Genomic DNA, 18975 nt, shown 5'->3' with positions numbered 1-18975 from the left:
ATAAAGAGAGGTGAATCATATGTCAAAAGAAAATAAGTACAAAAAGATTGCAGAAGAGATAGTGAATGTTGTCGGTGAAGATAATATTGAAAGTGCCACACATTGTGCCACCAGACTAAGACTGTCGGTTAAGGACCGTAAGGCAATCAATGATGAAGACATAGAGGAAATTGATGAAGTAAAAGGAATATTTTATACCGGCGGTCAATATCAGATTATTCTCGGCACGGGTATTGTAAATAACGTGTATGAAGAAATGAATAAGATAAGTGAATTTGAAGAAGTAACGAAGGAAGAAATGAAGGAGAATAACCAAAAAGGAATACAGCGGGCCATTCGTTTGCTTGCGGATGTATTTATACCGATTATACCGGTACTTGGTGCAACAGGGTTATTCCTCGGTCTTCAGGGTGTTGTGTTTAATGAATCGGTGTTGGGTGCATTCGGTTTAACGCCGGATATGATTCCGGATTATGTAAGGACGATAGTCAGCGTACTTACAGACACAGCATTCGGTTTCCTGCCGGCATTTATATCATGGAGTGCATTCAGAACTTTCGGGGGAACGCCAATTATTGGTTTCTTGATTGGTCTGATGCTGGTGTCCCCTGCCCTGCCGAATGCTTATGAAGTAGCGGGCGGTGACGCAGATCCGATTATGGTGGCAGGTTTCATTCCGATTGTGGGTTATCAGGGAAGTATTCTGACATCATTATTCGCAGGTATTATTGGTGCGAAACTCGAAAAACGTTTAAGAAAAATAATGCCGAACGCATTGGATTTAATATTTACACCGTTTTTCGTCATATTAATTATTATGCTGTTCTCTATGTTTGTGATGGGTCCTATCGTTCATTTGATTGAATCGGCAGGAATCTCTATGGTAAGAACATTCATACAGATGCCGTTTGGTCTCGGTGGACTTCTGATTGGCTTCATCTATCCTCTGGCAGTCATGACAGGGTTACACCATATGTTTATCATTGTAGAAACATCATTGCTGGCTTCAACAGGATTTAATCCGTTAATCACGCTTGCTGCGATGTACGGTTTCTCAAATGCCGGCGTGTGTCTGGCACTTGCACTGAGAAGCAGGAAAGCGTCATTTAAGACAGCAGGAATCAGTGCAACAGTGACACAGCTGCTTGGTGTGAGTGAGCCGGCACTCTTCGGTGTCGTGCTGCGCTCCGGTATTAAAGCGCTCGGTATTATGCTTGCATGTTCCGCAATCGGCGGCGGTGTACTGGCGTTATTAAATATCCAGGCCAACTCATACGGCCTCGCAGTAATTTTGTCACCGTTAATGTATATCTATGATTTCAGTCAGGTTCTCACATACGTGATTGTCGGTGTGGCAGTGTTTGCAGCAGGCTTTATTATTACGAATATGTTCGGCGTGCCGAAAACGGGCGACGTTGCGACAGCAAATGTGAGTGCGGGTCCCTTACAGGAGGAAAAAACATCTGTCATTAAGGAAGAAAAGAATGACACACCTGCAGTACAGTCACTGGTTTCTGTAACAGACGGAACGTTATTGTCACTGGCAGATGTGAATGACCCGGTATTTTCAAACAGAATGATGGGAGACGGTTATGCAGTACAGCCGGATTCCGATGAAATCAGCAGCCCTGTATCAGGCAGAGTAACTTTGATTTCAGATACGAAACATGCGATCGGCATTGAAACAGATGATGGACTCGAAATACTGGTTCACATGGGCATCGATACAGTCGACATTAAAGAAGAAGTCTTTGATATTAAAGTAAGTGAAGGCGATGCAATTAAACACGGCGATTTAATCGCGACGATGAACAGAGCACGTATTGAAGCACTTGGAAAAGAGAGCACAGTCATTGTTGTTGTAACGAATACTGCAGATAAAGTATCCAGGCTGGTACTTACAGATCAGGGTAAAATTGAGCGTAATGTTAAATCAGCGGAACTGGAGTTAAAGTAAATAATTTGTCTATGCAGTATTGTATTTAAAAGGCTGATAGTATAGTATGTATAAAGTTGGATGGACTGAAGTTTGTCCGGCTGCACAGGTTCGAAAACCTCCCTGTATAAAAAACTAAGGAGACGATACTATCAAAAATAAATTATTACTCTATAATGCAGTGCTTGCTGCGATTTACGTTGTTACAACTGTAATTAATCCAATCGGTACGATGGCGATTCAAATCCGGGTCAGTGAAATGCTCGCAGTGATTCCCTTCATCAACCGACAGTATATCCCGGGGCTGATACTCGGTGTTGCCATTGCGAACTTATTTTCACCGCTGGGTATTATTGATGTTGCGGTGGGTGTCAGTATCGCAGTCATATCGTATACAATCAGTTACTTTGTGAAGAATATATGGGTTAACGTAGTTCAGTACAGTGTATTATGCGGAATCATTGTCGGCTTTATGTTGTGGTCTGTGACCGGCATTCCTTTCTGGCTGAACTTTGCAACAATCACAATATCGACGTTAATCACGACATCAATCGGTGCAGTATTATTCGGTAAAATTCTTCATAGAATTCTGCCGGAAGTAAAATAAAAAGATTTCCCGGGTAATTATCTCTATAATTATCCGGTTTTTTTACTGGATTGAAAGATAAATAACAGGGTAAAGAGGAATAAGGAGTGATTAATATGCTGTTTCAGGTATTTATCCGAAGTGTGCTTCCTTTTGCGATTTTAATGTCTATTGCTGCATTCCTTTACTATGACGGTCAGCTGGAGAGTGCACAGGGCACATTTACCGCAGGTATTATTTTTACCATCGTCAGCGGTGCCTCGGTGATTTATGATTTAAATCACTGGAGTATTGTAAAACGCAGTGTCGTTCACTTTCTTGTGATGCTTGTTACGATATATCCAATCCTTCTGATGAGCGGCTGGTTTGAGCTGAACTCTGTAATGGATTACGCAGTGGTACTCATTGTGTTTATTTGTACCGGTATTGTTTTATGGGTATTGATGCTGTTAGTTGTCACTCTGATTTCAAAATTTAAAAATAAGAATGAAGATTAAATGTATCGTCCTTTGATTGGACGATGCATTTTTATTTTCATAGGGCAAATGGATGGTTATTTTAATAACAAAAAATGAGATAAAAATAAAATTAATGAATAAATATAAACAAAACATGAAAATTGTTGTATACTTTTAATTAAGTATTACAACCTTTTTTTGGATATATGACTATCATCATCCAAATCAAGAGGAGCAATGGATTTGTCTGCCAATAAATTGTGAAGAATAACGTCTTTTATTATCTGAATATTGCGATTTATAGGTTCGGTCAACAAATTGAAAATATAAGGGGAGAACATATTTACAGTAGTTGAATTAAGAAATATCACTATTCATTAGAAAAGGGGTTAATGAGTATGAGTGAAAAGAGTGTTGAGCTGACTGAAAAAGAGCAGCAGGAATTATTGGAAAAATTTGATGCGGAATCCAATACCAGAAATTTAAAAGGGATTATTGCATCAGTCATATTTGTATTATTAATTGTCTTTTCACTTTTTCAGCTTTACACAGGGATTTTTGGACAGTTTACTGCATATATTCAACGAACAGTGCATCTGGGGTTTGCACTGGCATTAATCTTTCTTCTGTTCCCGGCAAGAAGAAAGATGAAAAAAGATACGATCCCATGGTATGACTACATATTGATGATTTTATCAGTCGTTGTCTGTGCATACTGGCCGGTGTACTACGACACCCTCGTACAACAATTCGGAGGCATTTCGCTCATGCAGATGATTATTGGTGGCCTTGCAATTCTTCTCGTACTGGAAGCAGCACGGAGAGCGGTTGGTTTTCCGATTACAGTAATTGCGCTTCTGTTTCTCGGTTATGCATTATTCGGGGCGTATATGCCGGGTGCACTCGCCCACCGCGGGTTGTCTCTTGAACAGTTAATACAATCTATGTTCTTTACCACTGAAGGGATATTAGGCACCCCGCTTCAGGTGTCATCAACAATTATATTTTTGTTCCTTCTGTTCGGTGCATTTCTGGTACAGACAGGCATCGGTAATTATTTTAATGATCTTGCTATCAGTATTGCCGGAAAACGTGTCGGCGGCCCTGCCAAAGTGGCAATTTTTTCTTCAGCCTTGAACGGGACAATCTCGGGAAGTTCAGTTGCAAATACTGTAACAACAGGTTCATACACCATCCCGATGATGAAAAAGCTTGGTTACAATAAGAACTTTGCGGGTGCAGTAGAAGCGGCTTCATCAACCGGCGGTCAGATTATGCCGCCGATTATGGGTGCTGCAGCATTTTTAATGATTGAGTTTGCAGGGGAAAGTTATTGGGATATTGCTAAGGCGGCAATGATTCCTGCATTACTTTATTTTTCAGGAATCTGGATTATGACACATTTTGAGGCGAAAAGGATTGGATTAGTCGGTCTGCCGGATGATGAGATTCCTAAGAAGCGTGACGTGCTTAAAAAGATTCACCTGCTGATTCCGATTATCGCCATTGTTTACTTTCTGTTCGTGGGCATGAGTGTTGAACGTGCAGCAGTTTACGGTATTTTATCTATCATACTTGTCAGTTTATTCAGAAAAGATACAAGAATTACGCCGACGAAATTCTTTTTAGGGTTGGAACAGGGAGCAAGAACAGCTCTCGGTGTCGCAGCCGCTACGGCCTGTGCAGGAATTATTGTAGGAGTTGTAACTAAGACAGGGCTGGGTTTGAAGCTGGGTAATAGTTTAGTTTCTATGGCAGGAGTGATTGCCAACTCACCGGAACTTCAGTTGATGTTAACACTGATTTTCACCATGATTACTTCAATTATTCTTGGTATGGGATCACCGACTACAGCGAACTATATCATCACATCTACGATTGCACTTCCTGCAATTATTGCACTGAATGGTGAGCTGGACGCAGCGATTCCTGTTTTAGCTGCACATATGTTTGTATTTTATTTTGGAATTGTTGCAGACATTACACCACCGGTTGCCCTGGCAGCTTTTGCTGCAAGTGGTATATCCGGAGGAGAACCGATACGAACCGGGTTGAATGCAACAAGATTAGCGATTGCCGCGTTTATTATTCCATATATGTTTGTGTTGAATCCGGCCCTTCTGATGATTGACGCAACAACGACTGAAATCATTTTCTCTCTAGTTACCGCTATGCTTGGGATGGTTTCACTTGGAGCGGGGTTAATCGGTTACTGGTATCGACCGGTTAAATGGTTTGAAAGAATTATCGCAATTATTGCAGGTTTATTGTTAATTTATCCAGAGGGATATTCAGATACAGCAGGATTTGTAATTTTCATTATCATGCTCGTGATACAGTTTATGACAAGAGACAAAAAGAGCAGCCAAACTAAAGCAACAATGAATTAAGTAATATAGAAAAATAATAGTAAAGGAGGCTTGGAAGTGCAATCTCTGCGCAAGAGGTGGTAAAAGCATGTAAGAATCATCTGTTTAATAATGATTAAGTGTTGTTTCATTCAAAGAGGAGGAATTTTAGATGCAAAACAAGGGATTATTCAAACTGTTTTTAATTTCAATGCTGGTATTAATTATTGCAGCTTGTGGAAATGAAGATTCATCAGGGGACGGGGAAGTCGCAGATGAAAGTGAAGATCCGGATATGATTCAAATCGCAACAGGCGGCACGAGCGGTGTGTACTACCCGCTCGGCGGTGAAATCGCAACAATTATTACCAATAACACAGACGTGGGTGCAGATGCGATATCTTCCAATGGGTCGGCAGAGAATGTGATGTCAATTGAAAACGGTGATGTGGAGATGGCACTTCTGCAGACTGATATTGCGTCATATGCTGTTGACGGAGAAAACTCTTTTGAAGAACCTGTAGAACATCTGTATGCAGTCGGTTCGCTGCATCCTGAAACAATTCAGATTGTGACAACAGAGGGTTCAGGGATAGAATCAGTAGAAGATCTTGCAGGTAAAAATGTTTCTGTCGGTGCACCGGGATCTGGAACATATATAAATGCAGAGCAGATTCTCGAAGTTCACGACATGACTATCGACGATATTAATGCGCAAAACCTTGATTTCAGTGAATCTACAGGCGGTATCCAGGATGGTAATATAGATGCAGCATTTATCACTGCCGGGGTGCCGACAGGTGCGGTGGAAGGTTTATCAGCGACATCGGATATCCAGATTGTACCGATTGCCGGTGACAAAGTCGACGAACTTGTAGAAGCATACCCTTTCTATGCACCATTTACAGTTGAAAGCGGCACATATGGTTTGTCAGAAGATGTTGAAACCGTTGCTGTATTTGCGATGATTGCTGCTTCAGACGCATTGTCTGAGGATTTAGTATATGAAATTACTAAACAAATATATGAAAATGCTGAAGGAATGGCGCATGAAAAAGCACAATTTATCAGTTTAGACAGAGTGGATGAAGGTATCAGTATTGATTTCCATCCAGGGGCATTAAGATACTTTGAAGAAGAAGGTATAGAAGTAGGTAACTAAAATTTAAAAATAAAGCTGATCCGTTTGGTGAACATTCACTTGAACGGGTCAGCTTTATTTATCTCAGCAGTAATACTGCAGCAAAAAATACAATCGCAATAATTAATATTCTCTCAAGGAGTTTGTCCGGCAGTATACTTGCATACTTCCCGCCCATAAATCCTCCGATGGCAGAGCCGACAGCCAATGCAGCAGCAAATCTCCAGTCAATTAGTCCATTGGATAAAAATACGAAGGTGGAGACAAATATGTAGATGAAAGTCACAATGGTTTTTACACCGTGAACCTCAGCCATAGGGATTTTAGGGACAAGAATCACCAGTGTTAGTGCCATGAAAAACCCGACTCCTGCCTGAAGTGCACCACCGTAAACACCAATTAATAAGAAGGCAGCCAGTAACAGCACAAGAGAAGTTTTAGGATTCACTTTTCCTTTGAAGAACCGTTGGGGTTTCACAATGAGGAGAACCGCAAAAATAATCATGAATGTTGCCAGCAGCGAATCAAATGTGTCCTCAGCAATATTAACAGCCAGATTAGCACCATATATCGAAGCAATGGTTGTCGGCACCGCAAGTAATAAACCGAGCTTCCAGTTTAAGTGGCCGTTTTTATGGAATTGAAATAAGGCAGAGGCGTTTTGAAACAGTATTGCGATTCTGTTGGTTCCGTTTGCTACATTGGACGGAAGACCGAAAAAAATCAGCATCGGCAGGGTCAGCATGGAGCCCCCGGCTGATACAATATTGATAAAACCAACGATAATTCCGACCAGGAGTACCGCGATTAGTATGAATATATCCATTTATATGCTTCTTTCTATGTAAAATTGTGATCTGCTTAATTTAATTATACGATAAAAATAAAAGATATTACAGACTGCATCTTCTGAAAGAAACATACTATAATATTCATACACTAATGGAGGTGGTTTTATGGACGAAACAACTAACGGCCCGGACAACGGCCCATTTTTTCACGGAACAAAGGCAGAACTTCATATCGGCGATGTTCTGACACCGAATTATGAGTCAAATTATCAACGTAAAAAAGCGAACTATATTTACTTTACCGCAACGCTCGATGCTGCCAAATGGGGAGCGGAACTTGCGAAGGGTGATTTGAAAGAAAGAATTTATCTCGTTGAACCTGAAGGGATATTCGAAAATGATCCGAATGTTACGGACAAGCGTTTTCCAGGGAACCCCACCCGTTCGTACCGTTCGAAGGAGCCGTTGAAAGTCATTGCAGAACTGAAGTGCTGGGAGCGTCATTCTGATGAGATGCTGAATCATATGCGTACGAGCCTTGATAATCTGAGGAAACAGGGACTTGATGTGATTGATGACTAATCTTAAAAAATCAAATGGAGAGAAATGCTATGAGTAGATTTGAGAAAATGCAGACATTGGTTATACTGGCAGCAGTGATTACGGGATTAATGATTGGACAGAATGCTTTCATTTCTCATTATGCAGAAAACTTCATCATGCCGTTCTTACTCTTGATGCTGTACGGCCTGTTTTTATCTGTACCAGTCAAAAATCTGCAGGCTGCATTTAAAAACTTAAAATTTTTGAGTATCAGCACCATCATTAACTTTATATGGACACCTCTACTTGCTTACGGTCTCGGTGCTCTGTTTTTATCTGATCATCCGGCACTCTGGCTCGGCTTTATACTGCTGCTTGTCACACCCTGTACCGACTGGTATTTAATATTTACATCCATTGCGAAAGGAAATCTGTCCTTATCCACATCCATCCTTCCCGTTAACCTGATACTGCAGATGGTGCTGCTGCCGGTGTATTTATTGATATTCTCAAGTACTTTTGAAACAGTTTCAGCAGGCACAGTTTTCGAAAGTGTATTTTTAGTACTCGTTCTTCCCTTTATTCTGGCTAATATCACTAAATATTTATTTAGAAATAAAAACCAGTTCCTGAAACAGAGACTTCTTCCGTTTTTCTCATCCTCACAGATATTCCTGCTGTCACTCGCTGTTACGGCGATGTTTGCTTCAGAGGGTGGTGTGCTCTTTGAAAATCTTGATATTATGATATTAATTCTGATACCGCTTCTTTTATTTTTCGTTGTGAATTTTATTGTTGCAGAAACAGCCGGCAGAATATTTAAGTTCAGCTATGAAAATCTGGTCAGTCTGAATATGACTGTTGCCGCAAGGAATTCTCCACTTGCACTCGGAATTGTCATCGCAGCATTTCCGGATGAACCGCTTGTTGCGTTTGTGCTCGTGGCAGGACCTTTAGTAGAGCTTCCGGTACTTGCCCTAGTTTCGAATGTGTTATTGAGATCAAGAAAATACAGATAAGAGATAAAAGGATATAATAGATATAAGTGAAGTGTTCTGTGAGTGGGAAATAGTAATCAAAAATTCGGTAGTTTACGAGTCAGAGGAAGGGTGTTATTGATGGGGAGTAATAATTATGATGCATTGGCAGAGAAAATTATTGCCGGTGTCGGCGGCGCCGGTAATATTGAAAATGTGATTCACTGTGTCACCCGGCTGCGATTTTATTTAAAGGATAAAACGCAGGCAGAAACAAATGAGATTGAGCAGCTGACGGGTGTGATGGGTGTTGTGGAAGCGAGCGGGCAGTATCAGGTTGTGATCGGCTCTGCAGTTGACGATGTCTATAAATCTGTCATTAATCAGTTATCCTCAGAAGACCGGGATGTGTCAAATGAGAGAGATGAATCTGATGCAGAAAGAACTTTTTTTCAAAGTGTACGACATAATTTTAACCGGCTGATCGGTGTGATTACCGGATCTGTGATGCCGATTATCAGCATTCTTGCAGCAGCCGGTATTATTAAAGGACTGCTTGCACTTTTGACGACTTCCAACCTCATAACGGACAGTGGAACTGCGTATTTAATTATTAACGCAATGTCGGATGCTGTGTTTTATTTCCTGCCTGTTTTAATCGGGTATAATGCAGCGAAGCAGTTAAACGGAAATCCCATACTTACAGCTGTAATCGGCGGTGTGATTATTCATCCGACAGTTCTCGAGGCTGCGGGCAGCGAGATGAGTATTTTATCTATCGGATCATTCGACTTTCCTTTTATTGAGTATACATACTCCATATTCCCGATGATACTTGCAGCATGGATGGTAAAAGTCCTTGAAAACTGGCTGAAAAGCTGGGTTTCGTCGTATATTCAGGCGATATTTATACCTATCGCAGTTATCGGCATCGTCGGTGCGGCGACGATTATCATTACGGGACCGGTACTGGTTGGATTTTCATCTCTTCTGGCTAACGGTCTCGAATATATGCTGAATGTAAATGCACCGGTATTTGGTGCTGTGATTAACGGTTTCTATCAGATACTGGTTGTTTTCGGACTTCACTGGGGAATTATTCCGGTTTACGTCAATGACTTTGCGACACTCGGCTACAGTTATTTATCAGCAATGGTCAGTATGACAATTGTGGCACAGGGCGGTGCTGCACTTGCGGTCGCTGTAAAAACGAAGAAGCCTGAGATTAAAGAAGTCGGCTATGCGGGTGCCTTTTCAGCATTCTGTGGGATTACTGAACCCGCAATTTACGGTATTAATCTGCGCTTTCGAAGACCATTTATCTGTGCAAGTATTGCCAGTGCACTCGGCGGTCTTCTGACAGGTCTGTTTGGTATTAATATGTGGAGTATTATCGGTTCTGTGATTGGTCTGCCGTCCTTTATCGATCCGGAGAACGGTATCACAGCGAACTTCTGGTATGCAGTGCTTGTCACATTTATCACATTGGCTGCTGCTTTTATCCTGACGTATATATGGGGATACAATGATAATATGACAATGCGGAAGAAACGTGATAAACCTAAAAATCCTTCAAAAAATTAAGAAAAGTAAAATGATAATACGGTTTCATTATTGAACGGTCTGTAGTAGAGTGAATATTGAAATATATTTTCACAGGTATACAAAAAATAAGTTAGATATTACGATGAATTGCCACATCAGCGGAGGGAAAACATGAAAAAAACAATGAAAGTGTTAATGACCGCAAGCGCCTTTATAGGCGTCATTGTCGGGGCTGGATTTGCATCAGGACAGGAAGTGCTTCAGTACTTTACCAGCTTTGGTCTGCCGGGAATTTTTGCAGTACTTATCTCAACAGTAATTTTTGCATATATTGGAATGATGCTGGTCTGGCTGGGGAGTAAGGCGCAGACCACTTCGTATAATACTGTGATCTATAAAATCAGTCACTTTAAAGTTGTAGGGATACTGGTAGACTGTGTACTGGTATTTACCCTGTTTGGTGTCGGCGTTGTGATGATTGCCGGTGCGGGAGCAAACCTGAATCAGCAGTTTGGAGTACCGCACATTATTGGTGCGGTTCTGATGGCTGTACTGGTGATGCTGACAGGTATGTTGAAAGTAAATAAAGTGATTGCTGTAATCAGCAGTATTACACCATTCCTGATTATATTTGTTATCATTATTTCTATTTACAGTTTTGTTACTATGGATAGTTCTCTTACAGATTTAAATGAAACTGCACAAAGCCACGGCCCATTCTTTCCAAACTGGTTTATTGCAGGTTTGAACTATGCTGCATTTAATACTTCTGTCGGTGCTGCGATGTCGATTGTAATGGGGAGTGCAGAAAAAGATGGGAGAACAGCAGCACTCGGCGGCCTGGTTGGCGGTCTGGGTCTCGGTGCATTGATTCTGCTGAGTTACTTTGCGATTTTCTCAAAAATAGAAGAAGTCGGGCATTTAGAGATGCCGATGCTCGGTATTGTAAATGATATCTCCCCTGTTCTTGGAATCATCATGGCTGTTGTCATATTCGGTATGATCTTTAATACAGCAATCAGTATGTTCTTTGCGTTTGTCAGCCGTTTTATCCCGGTTGAGACAAAACGTTTCAATATTGTGCTTGCAGTCACACTTATTGTTGGTTTATTGTTAAGCGGTATTGGGTTCACTGATCTGGTATCTCATTTCTATGGTGCTATTGGTTACATGGGTCTCTTATTAATCATTGTATTAATTATTACCGCATTCAGATTCAAAAAAATTAAATTTGATGAATAAAAAAACGGGCTGATGCCCGTTTTCTTATTCAGTCCCGCTTTTAAATTCCACAAACATTACATGCTCAATAAAAGAATGCGCAACCTCTCCGTTTCTGCTTTTTGTGATTAATTTCAGTTCCTGATGAAATGTATCGCCTACAGGAATAATCATTCTGCCGCCCGGTGCAAGATGATTAATAAGGGCTTGAGGGACTTCCCCGCCTGCTGCAGTGACCATAATTCTGTCAAATGGTGCGTGTTCCTGCCATCCTGAATGTCCGTCACCGTGAAGAAAATGAATATTGGAATATCCAAGTGCTGTGAGACGTTCCTCCGCCCTTATATACAGTGCATTAATCCGTTCAATTGTATAGACTGCACGGGAAAGTTCAGCAAGCAGTGCAGTCTGAAAGCCGGATCCGGTCCCTATTTCAAGAACTTTACTGTCCGGTTCAAGATCTAAATACAGTGTCATACTAAGAACAAGACTCGGCTGTGAGATTGTCTGCCCGTGTCCTATTGGCACAGCCCGGTCAAAATATGCAGATTCCTGGTGTATATCCATAAACGACTTTCGGTCCAGGTTCAAAAAGCAGGACTTTATCTTCGATTTAGAATATTTCAACAGCATCACCCGCTTATATCTAATCGTAACGTCTAAAAAAGTTTATAAAGATTGTCACATGCTTTTGCTGCGGTAATATCTTTTTCAGTCAGTGCTTTTTTAGAGAATGTAATCCATGAGATTTTAACTGTTGTGTATGCAATTGAAATACCCGGATGATGCTGGGCACCTTCAGCATACACGCCCACCTTTTTGACAAAGTCCAAACCGTCCAGATAGTGATTAAACTTAAAATTCTTTCGTATTCTCTCACCGTCAAGTTCCCAGCCATCCAGTTCTTCTACAGCCTTTTTGACATCTGACATATGAATGTCTCCCCTCAAAAAATAATCGTATTTTATATTCTCTACCCGGTATATAGCAGCACCAATCAGTTATTTTAATACCGAATACGTTTCGGTACGGGTCTCATGGGTAGTATGTGTTACAGGAGGCGGTTGAATGCGTTACTTTTACGATGCAGCAGTTGTTATTGTCAGTACTTTAATATTGTATTACTCTATGCGTATAATGGATATTTTCTTTAATACGGTGACTTCAAGTCTGCTGTTAAATGTTGATTTTATAAGAGATTATCAATCAGTTACTTTCTTTGAAGAAATGGCGTATCATACAATTGTGTCAATGATAGTATATATTATTCTGCTTAATATTAACTGCCGTTTAAATCAATTTTATAGATTCTCAATTATATTTAGTGTAATCATTTTCGGTGCTCTGTATTTTGTTCTTACACTGGCAGCGGAGCGTGAAATATTTATAATTAATTCTGCCGGTTTTATTGTTTGGATTACAGGACATTGTATTTATTTAGTATTTGTCCACTATGCTGTAATCTGGAGGAACAGATTTTCAGACCGTAATTAACTAGGCAATCAAGTAACAGCATTGAGGAAGAGAAAACTTTTATAAAAAAATAAACAAGTGAATCAGTATATGTATTGTAAATGTAAAGATCCCTGCTGAAATCTCAGCAGGGATCTTTACGTTTTATAAGTCTCTTTCGTCTACACCGGCATCTTTTTGTTCCTGATATTTCTTTTCTTCTTCATCAAGATATTCTTTTAAACGGTGTTTGTTTGGTGTAATCGTAAGACCTAAATGTTTTCTTTCTTTATTGGCATCTTTATAGAACGAATACATCATCATGATAATGACAAAACTGAATGGCAGTGCAGCAATAATCGCTGCAGACTGTAATGCCTCAAGACCGGTTTCTCCGCCTGAGAGCAGCAGGATAAACGCGATTGATGATAATGCAATTCCCCATACAATTTTAATGAAAGCAGACGGTCGAAGTGAACCGTATGCAGTCTGCATTCCGAGAACAAATGTTGCGGAGTCTGCAGATGTAATAAAGAATGAGGATACTAATATAATTGCAAGTATTGATAATGGTATGCTTAGCGGCATTTCATTGAATATTGCATAAAGCTGTGTTTCAGGACCGAAATCTATTATGCTCGGCACCTGTTCTGCCATTTCTATACCTGTTACACCGAATACTGTAAACCAGATGATACCGATTGCTGTAGGTACAGTCAGTAAGGCAAGAACAAATTCTCTTACTGTACGTCCTTTTGAAACACGCGCGATAAAAATACCGACAAACGGACTCCAGCTTAACCACCATGCCCAATAATAAATTGTCCATGTCTGGAGCCACTCATTCTGGTTGGAATTCAGTGGTGCTGCATCCAGAGTTTTAGAGATAAAAGTGTTAATATACTCACCCGTTGCTGTTGGAATCATATTCAAAATAACCATAGTTGGTCCAAGGAATAACACTGCAAGGAGAAGGATCAACGCTAAAAACATGTTTAAATTACTAAGGTATTTGATTCCTTTACTTAGCCCGCTCCATGCACTTCCCAGGAATAAGAATGTGACTACGATAATAATGATTCCCTGTACTGTAATGTTAATTGGAACATCGAACAGGTAGTTCAATCCGCCGTTTACCTGTGTTGTCCCGAGACCGAGGGACACAGCGACACCTACTACAGTAGCGAAAACCGTTAATACATCAATAAATGTACCGATTGGACCGTCTACTCTGTCACCAAGAATCGGACGAAGTGTTTTTGAGAGAAGCCCGGACTCACCTTTTCTGAACTGGAAATATGCAAGAGCAAGAGCGACTGCCCCGTACATACCCCATGCATGTGCTCCCCAGTGGAAGATTGTCGCACGGATGGACTCAAGTATCGCTTCATCACTGCCCGCATCTGCAACAGCAGGTGCAATCACATGCGAGATAGGTTCAGATGTACTGTAGAAAACAACACCAATCCCCATTCCGGCACTAAACAGCATTGTCAGCCATGAACGTGTACTGAACTCCGGTTTATGATGCGGTTTACCGAGTTTTAATTTACCAATTGGACTGAATATGAGAAATATACAAAAGAATAACATCCCTGATGTAATAATCATATAGTACCAGCCGAAGTGATTGCTGACCCAGTTGGAAATGGCACCTGAAACAGCACCAAATTGGGTTGGATTAATAGCGCCGAGTATAACGATTATGGCAACTATAATTACCGAAACTTTAAATACACCCGATAATTTCTTATTATTTGAATCTGAAGAATCGTTCATTAATTTGCTCCTTTAAGTATTATTTATAGTATTGAAGTGTATACTGCTCTTAAATTAATCTGCATAAAGATATAACTTCATGATGGTAACAAAATTACATAATGAGTGCAATTTAGATTCACAGAAAAATAGCGGTTACATCATATATAAGCGTTATATTATCGTTTCTTTGCTTTATGTAAACGTTGATTTGAAAGGCTTTTTAAAGTAACGATATGTGTTATAACTTAAGTGGTAATATTACTCTATTATTTTCCTGGGAAATTAATAAAGAGAAGCCATATGCAATTTATATACTGTTTATAACCTATTCATACAGTGTTTAATCATTTTTATGAAAAATAGATAGAAATTAGTATGGGAAATTTCGAATCCTGTACCGAGCTGATGATATAATTTTAAGTATTAACAGATGATTCACGTGAAACAAGGTCAGGAGACATGCATAATGAATATTAAATATTATGAACGTAATCAAATGCGTAATCAAATGCCGGCAATGTGTATGATGCAAAATAAGGCTCGAGGTGCAAACATAGTGACAACACCTCGAGCCTTATTTTTTCGAATCTCTGAAGAAATCCTGCAATACCTTATATTGTGAAGATTTTTTGATTCTAAAATGTCAGTTTATTTATTTAATTTAAATGTCCGATACTCTTAAGTAATTCTGTGAACAGTGCTGTTCTTTCCGTCAGGGTATTAATTTCCAGGTATTCATCGTCACTATGCTGAGCACCGCCGACAGGGCCGAGACCATCGATTGTATCAATACCAATCGCGGCCGGAAAAGAGGCATCGGAGCCACCGCCGGTCGCAGTATGCTGTACTTCAATTCCTAGTTTACGCCCTTCTCTTTGAATCAGATGAACGAGTGAATCTGTACCTTCTGTAAATTCCATAGGTGGTCTGTTCAACCCGCCTGAAAGTTCGATGACTGTACCTTCAACATCTGCTTGTGCCACAATCTTTTTAATTTCGGAGTCCACCCACTCCCCTTGCGCCTGTGTGGATATTCTGACGTCTACCGATGCAGTGGCATTTGGTGCGATGATATTAGATGCTTTCCCACCTGAAATTTGAACAACATTCACATGTAGTCCTTCTTCAGGACGGGACAATGCTTCAATTTTAAAAATCTTATGTGCGAGTTCTTTAATGGCACTGCGCCCGTTATCGGGTTCAATTCCTGAATGTGCTGCAACACCGGTAATATTTAACTGGTAATTGCTGCTCCCCCGCCTTGAGCTGACGATAGAGCCGTCGATTCTCGCCGGTTCGAGAACAAGTGCATATTTTTTCCCTCTTGATTTTTCAATGATGAGGTTTTTAGAAGTTTTAGATCCAATCTCTTCATCACTGTTAAATACCAGTATTACATTTTTATATGTATTATCCCCCTGCTCAACTAGATATTTTAAAGTGTGATAAAGCATTACATGGCTGGCCTTCATGTCTATTACTCCGGGACCATATGCTCTTTCTTTTTTGACAGTAAATGGACGTTCTTCAGCAGTGCCTTTCGTAAATACAGTGTCCATATGTGCAAGGATTATTATCTCAGGATTCTCTGCGTCTTTGTGTTTAATCACAAGGTTGTTCCCTGCCGCATTATTTAGGACCTCCTCTGTTTGAAATCCTATTGCCGAGTAAAGGTTTTGAAGATATTTTCCAAAAGCATCGATACCTTCCTTATCATAAGAACCGCTGTCCATGTTAACAATTTCTTCGAGCATGTTTAACATATCACTTAGTTGATTATTGAAATCCAAAAAACCACCTCTTGTCAGAAAATTTAGTCATTATGATATTATAAAGAAAAATGAATGAGAAATAAAGTACGCTTAATCACAAAGATTAAGCGTACTTTATATAAATAGTTATTTTTCAAATACATCTTTAAAAACTTTTTCTGATGCTTTCCCATCATCCCAGCTGCAGAAGCGGTTATAGAATGTTGTGTAACGTTCATTATAATTTTCTTGAACATCTTGTATATTTTTGATTGAATCAAGTACTTCATCATTCGTGCTTAATAGAGGACCAGGGAGTTCCTTTGCCATATCGATATAAAAACCTCTCAACTGTCCTTGATATTTTTCAATATCATAAGTGTAGAACAGTATTGGACGTTTAAGGTTTGCATAATCAAAGAATACTGAAGAGTAATCTGTAATCAGAATGTCAGATACTAAATATAATTCACTGATATCGTTATAGCTCGAGAAGTCATATGCAAAGTCCTCAAGACCGGTCAAATCAATGTTAGAAGAAACCACATAATGCATACGGAGAAGAATAATATAATCATCACCGAGTTCTTCTTTCATACGTTGAAGGTCGAGCTGCAGGGTAAAACGGTATTTCCCCACTTTATAGAATTCATCATCTCTCCAGGTGGGTGCGTATAGAATCACTTTTTTATCAGAAGGAAGATTCATCTGTTTCTTCAAACTGTTTATAAGGTTCACATCATTATTATTCGTTAATACATCATTTCTTGGGTAACCGGTGTTAAGCATTGTATTATCGAACCAGAAAGCCCTTTTAAATATATCAGCAGAATACTGGTTGGGTGCAATTAAATAATCCCACTTACTTGTCTCGCGGTTGAAATTCCTCTTATACCTGGCTGAATTTGTGCCGGGCATATGAACATCTTCCATATCCCCTGCGAGCCTTTTGAGAGGTGTTCCATGCCAGGTTTGAAGAAATACCTGGTCACTCCGTTTAATATAGTTATTCGGCATCCTTACATTACTGACGATGTATTTTGCCCGTGCAATGTAGTAGTAATATTTAAGTGAGGCGCGTTTTACTGTTTTCGGCCGGCCGGGTATATGAAAATCATTGTTTTTAACCCATACATATTCATAATTTTTATCATTTTTCAACATATACTGGTAAATATATTTAGGGCTGTCAGAGTATGATTTCCCTTGAAAACTTTCAAATACTACAAGATTATTTTTAAGTTTTAATTTAGAGAAAAACCTTTTGTAAAGGATACTTTTACGGCCTTTTTTAGAGTCAAAGCCGTGATAAATGTCTCTAAGAAAATGGTGAAAATTACTTAATGTTTTAAATACATTTATTTTATTTGTTTTGATTGCCCTAACATCGTTTTTTAGTACGAAGTCTTTATTCTGTATAATACTGGAATCGATTTTACTGATACTTTCTGAAAGTCCTTCAAAATAGTAGTCGATAACATTATCATCTTTGAATTCAGTAATCAGTCTTCTACGATAGAAATTTAAAAGCTTATTATCCAAAAATTTTTCAGCATCAGGACTGAGTTCATTACTTTTCAGAATGTTGTAGGCGCTGAAAAGATCTTTGGCCAGCTGTTCGACAGGTAACTGACGAAGAGACGGGTTATTGATAGGATCATTTTTTCTTCTGCGGAAGTAAATAGCTTCTCCGACATAGGGAACAAGTTCAATCTTCTCAAGCAATGGCACCATGAATGTTAAATCAGAGTATGTTACCAAATTCTCATTGAATTGTAGATTATTATCATCAATTATTTCTTTTGATATTAAGAAATTCAGGGCTGAGTTATTTTTTATAAGATTAAATTTTCTGGCAGAGAATGTCTTAATTTGATGCAGTCCGGGTAATATTACAGCACTGCTTGAACTGAAGTCTGCCGCTTTAATATGACCTCTGATTATTGGTGCTTCTCCAATGCTGTCATGCAGAATTTGAAGTGTTTTTTCCGGTATATAGTCATCGCTGTCAAAGAAATAAATATACTCCCCTTGTGAATGCTCAAGACCAATGTTACGGGCAGATCCAATTGTTGATACTGCTGGAAGTTCGATGTAACGGAATCTATTATCTTCAATGTATTTTTGGTCCAGATGTTTTTTCAGTAAACTAATATTTGAATGAAGAATAACAGCTTCAAAATTTTCATGAGTCTGTTTGAACAAAGAATCAAGTGACTGATTTAAATACTTTTCATTGTTTTCGGCAGAAGTGATAACGGAAATTAATTTGTTCATTTTTACCTCTACTTTCTCTATTGAATAATGCTATCGTGACATATATAACGATAACTTTTTAAATTTATACATCATACTATTATCACATATTTTTTAACAAAATCGAAGAGAATTCATTTTTTGTTAGATTATAATGAGTGTGCCAATTTCAGGATTCATATCATTTTTAGAGAAATATAATTATAAAT

16 protein-coding genes and 1 riboswitch are annotated in these 18975 nt (G+C 39.3%); of the genes, 10 read left to right on the top strand and 6 right to left on the bottom strand.

The window, feature by feature from the left end; all coding sequences use genetic code 11:
* Positions 1-19: 19 nt before the first annotated feature.
* The 5 genes from ACFSX4_RS10935 (at position 20) to ACFSX4_RS10915 (ending at position 6490) form a co-directional block, all read left to right on the top strand.
* Positions 20-1957: a PTS beta-glucoside transporter subunit IIBCA gene (locus tag ACFSX4_RS10935; protein WP_377774522.1), complete on the top strand. Its 1938-nt coding sequence runs from the start codon at positions 20-22 to the stop codon at positions 1955-1957.
* Positions 1958-2036: 79 nt separating this feature from the next.
* Positions 2037-2081, top strand: a riboswitch (PreQ1 riboswitch).
* 36 nt (positions 2082-2117) lie between these two features.
* Positions 2118-2543 carry a QueT transporter family protein gene (locus ACFSX4_RS10930; RefSeq protein WP_377774520.1) on the top strand — a complete coding sequence of 142 codons (426 nt, stop codon included), beginning with the start codon at positions 2118-2120 and terminating at the stop codon, positions 2541-2543.
* A gap of 95 nt (positions 2544-2638) precedes the next feature.
* Positions 2639-3019, top strand: coding sequence for a DUF3021 family protein (locus ACFSX4_RS10925; RefSeq protein WP_377774518.1), 381 nt, complete (start codon positions 2639-2641; stop codon positions 3017-3019).
* Positions 3020-3378: 359 nt separating this feature from the next.
* Positions 3379-5370: a TRAP transporter permease gene (locus tag ACFSX4_RS10920; protein WP_377774516.1), complete on the top strand. Its 1992-nt coding sequence runs from the start codon at positions 3379-3381 to the stop codon at positions 5368-5370.
* Positions 5371-5500: 130 nt separating this feature from the next.
* Positions 5501-6490: a TAXI family TRAP transporter solute-binding subunit gene (locus tag ACFSX4_RS10915; protein WP_377774514.1), complete on the top strand. Its 990-nt coding sequence runs from the start codon at positions 5501-5503 to the stop codon at positions 6488-6490.
* 58 nt (positions 6491-6548) lie between these two features.
* Here ACFSX4_RS10915 and ACFSX4_RS10910 read toward each other — a convergent pair whose 3' ends face one another.
* A complete protein-coding gene (locus tag ACFSX4_RS10910; protein WP_377774513.1) occupies positions 6549-7295 on the bottom strand; it encodes a sulfite exporter TauE/SafE family protein in 747 nt (248 codons plus the stop codon).
* A gap of 130 nt (positions 7296-7425) precedes the next feature.
* Between ACFSX4_RS10910 and arr the strand changes: the two genes are divergently transcribed.
* The 4 genes from arr to ACFSX4_RS10890 all read left to right on the top strand — a co-directional run bounded on the left by arr (position 7426) and on the right by ACFSX4_RS10890 (position 11567).
* Positions 7426-7842, top strand: coding sequence for an NAD(+)--rifampin ADP-ribosyltransferase (gene arr / locus ACFSX4_RS10905; protein ID WP_377774511.1), 417 nt, complete (start codon positions 7426-7428; stop codon positions 7840-7842).
* Between the two features lie 29 nt (positions 7843-7871).
* Positions 7872-8822 carry an arsenic resistance protein gene (locus tag ACFSX4_RS10900; protein ID WP_377774509.1) on the top strand — a complete coding sequence of 317 codons (951 nt, stop codon included), beginning with the start codon at positions 7872-7874 and terminating at the stop codon, positions 8820-8822.
* Positions 8823-8921: 99 nt separating this feature from the next.
* A complete protein-coding gene (locus ACFSX4_RS10895; protein ID WP_377774507.1) occupies positions 8922-10364 on the top strand; it encodes a PTS transporter subunit EIIC in 1443 nt (480 codons plus the stop codon).
* A 132-nt stretch (positions 10365-10496) separates the two neighbouring features.
* Entirely contained in the window at positions 10497-11567 is a 1071-nt protein-coding gene (locus tag ACFSX4_RS10890; protein WP_377774505.1) for a YkvI family membrane protein, read from the top strand.
* 24 nt (positions 11568-11591) lie between these two features.
* On the opposite strand, the gene ACFSX4_RS10885 is transcribed toward ACFSX4_RS10890, so the two are convergent.
* A complete protein-coding gene (locus ACFSX4_RS10885) occupies positions 11592-12173 on the bottom strand; it encodes a protein-L-isoaspartate(D-aspartate) O-methyltransferase (protein ID WP_377774503.1) in 582 nt (193 codons plus the stop codon).
* 32 nt (positions 12174-12205) lie between these two features.
* Entirely contained in the window at positions 12206-12478 is a 273-nt protein-coding gene (locus ACFSX4_RS10880; RefSeq protein WP_377774501.1) for a 4a-hydroxytetrahydrobiopterin dehydratase, read from the bottom strand.
* A gap of 136 nt (positions 12479-12614) precedes the next feature.
* Here ACFSX4_RS10880 and ACFSX4_RS10875 point away from each other — a divergent pair, with 136 nt between their 5' ends.
* Positions 12615-13040 carry a hypothetical protein gene (locus ACFSX4_RS10875; RefSeq protein WP_377774499.1) on the top strand — a complete coding sequence of 142 codons (426 nt, stop codon included), beginning with the start codon at positions 12615-12617 and terminating at the stop codon, positions 13038-13040.
* 123 nt (positions 13041-13163) lie between these two features.
* On the opposite strand, the gene ACFSX4_RS10870 is transcribed toward ACFSX4_RS10875, so the two are convergent.
* The 3 genes from ACFSX4_RS10870 to ACFSX4_RS10860 form a co-directional block, all read right to left on the bottom strand.
* The gene (locus ACFSX4_RS10870; RefSeq protein ID WP_377774497.1) at positions 13164-14777 is read right to left on the bottom strand and encodes a BCCT family transporter; all 1614 of its coding nucleotides are present in this window, start codon (positions 14775-14777) and stop codon (positions 13164-13166) included.
* Positions 14778-15415: 638 nt separating this feature from the next.
* Positions 15416-16549, bottom strand: coding sequence for a M20 family metallopeptidase (locus ACFSX4_RS10865; RefSeq protein WP_377774495.1), 1134 nt, complete (start codon positions 16547-16549; stop codon positions 15416-15418).
* A gap of 108 nt (positions 16550-16657) precedes the next feature.
* A complete protein-coding gene (locus ACFSX4_RS10860; RefSeq protein ID WP_377774493.1) occupies positions 16658-18787 on the bottom strand; it encodes a bifunctional glycosyltransferase/CDP-glycerol:glycerophosphate glycerophosphotransferase in 2130 nt (709 codons plus the stop codon).
* Between the last annotated feature and the right edge of the window lie 188 nt (positions 18788-18975).

The organism is Corticicoccus populi (genome assembly GCF_042686195.1).
GTDB classification, from domain to species: Bacteria; Bacillota; Bacilli; order Staphylococcales; family Salinicoccaceae; genus Corticicoccus; species Corticicoccus populi.
This window is presented reverse-complemented; position numbering and strand designations above follow the sequence as displayed.

Coding starts and splice junctions, on each gene's coding strand:
- ACFSX4_RS10935 (WP_377774522.1), top strand. CDS start 20: ATGTCAAAAGAAAATAAGTACAAAAAGATTGCAGAAGAGATAGTGAAT.
- ACFSX4_RS10925 (WP_377774518.1), top strand. CDS start 2,639: ATGCTGTTTCAGGTATTTATCCGAAGTGTGCTTCCTTTTGCGATTTTA.
- ACFSX4_RS10920 (WP_377774516.1), top strand. CDS start 3,379: ATGAGTGAAAAGAGTGTTGAGCTGACTGAAAAAGAGCAGCAGGAATTA.
- ACFSX4_RS10915 (WP_377774514.1), top strand. CDS start 5,501: ATGCAAAACAAGGGATTATTCAAACTGTTTTTAATTTCAATGCTGGTA.
- ACFSX4_RS10910 (WP_377774513.1), bottom strand. CDS start 7,295: ATGGATATATTCATACTAATCGCGGTACTCCTGGTCGGAATTATCGTT.
- arr (WP_377774511.1), top strand. CDS start 7,426: ATGGACGAAACAACTAACGGCCCGGACAACGGCCCATTTTTTCACGGA.
- ACFSX4_RS10900 (WP_377774509.1), top strand. CDS start 7,872: ATGAGTAGATTTGAGAAAATGCAGACATTGGTTATACTGGCAGCAGTG.
- ACFSX4_RS10895 (WP_377774507.1), top strand. CDS start 8,922: ATGGGGAGTAATAATTATGATGCATTGGCAGAGAAAATTATTGCCGGT.
- ACFSX4_RS10890 (WP_377774505.1), top strand. CDS start 10,497: ATGAAAAAAACAATGAAAGTGTTAATGACCGCAAGCGCCTTTATAGGC.
- ACFSX4_RS10880 (WP_377774501.1), bottom strand. CDS start 12,478: ATGTCAGATGTCAAAAAGGCTGTAGAAGAACTGGATGGCTGGGAACTT.
- ACFSX4_RS10875 (WP_377774499.1), top strand. CDS start 12,615: ATGCGTTACTTTTACGATGCAGCAGTTGTTATTGTCAGTACTTTAATA.
- ACFSX4_RS10870 (WP_377774497.1), bottom strand. CDS start 14,777: ATGAACGATTCTTCAGATTCAAATAATAAGAAATTATCGGGTGTATTT.
- ACFSX4_RS10860 (WP_377774493.1), bottom strand. CDS start 18,787: ATGAACAAATTAATTTCCGTTATCACTTCTGCCGAAAACAATGAAAAG.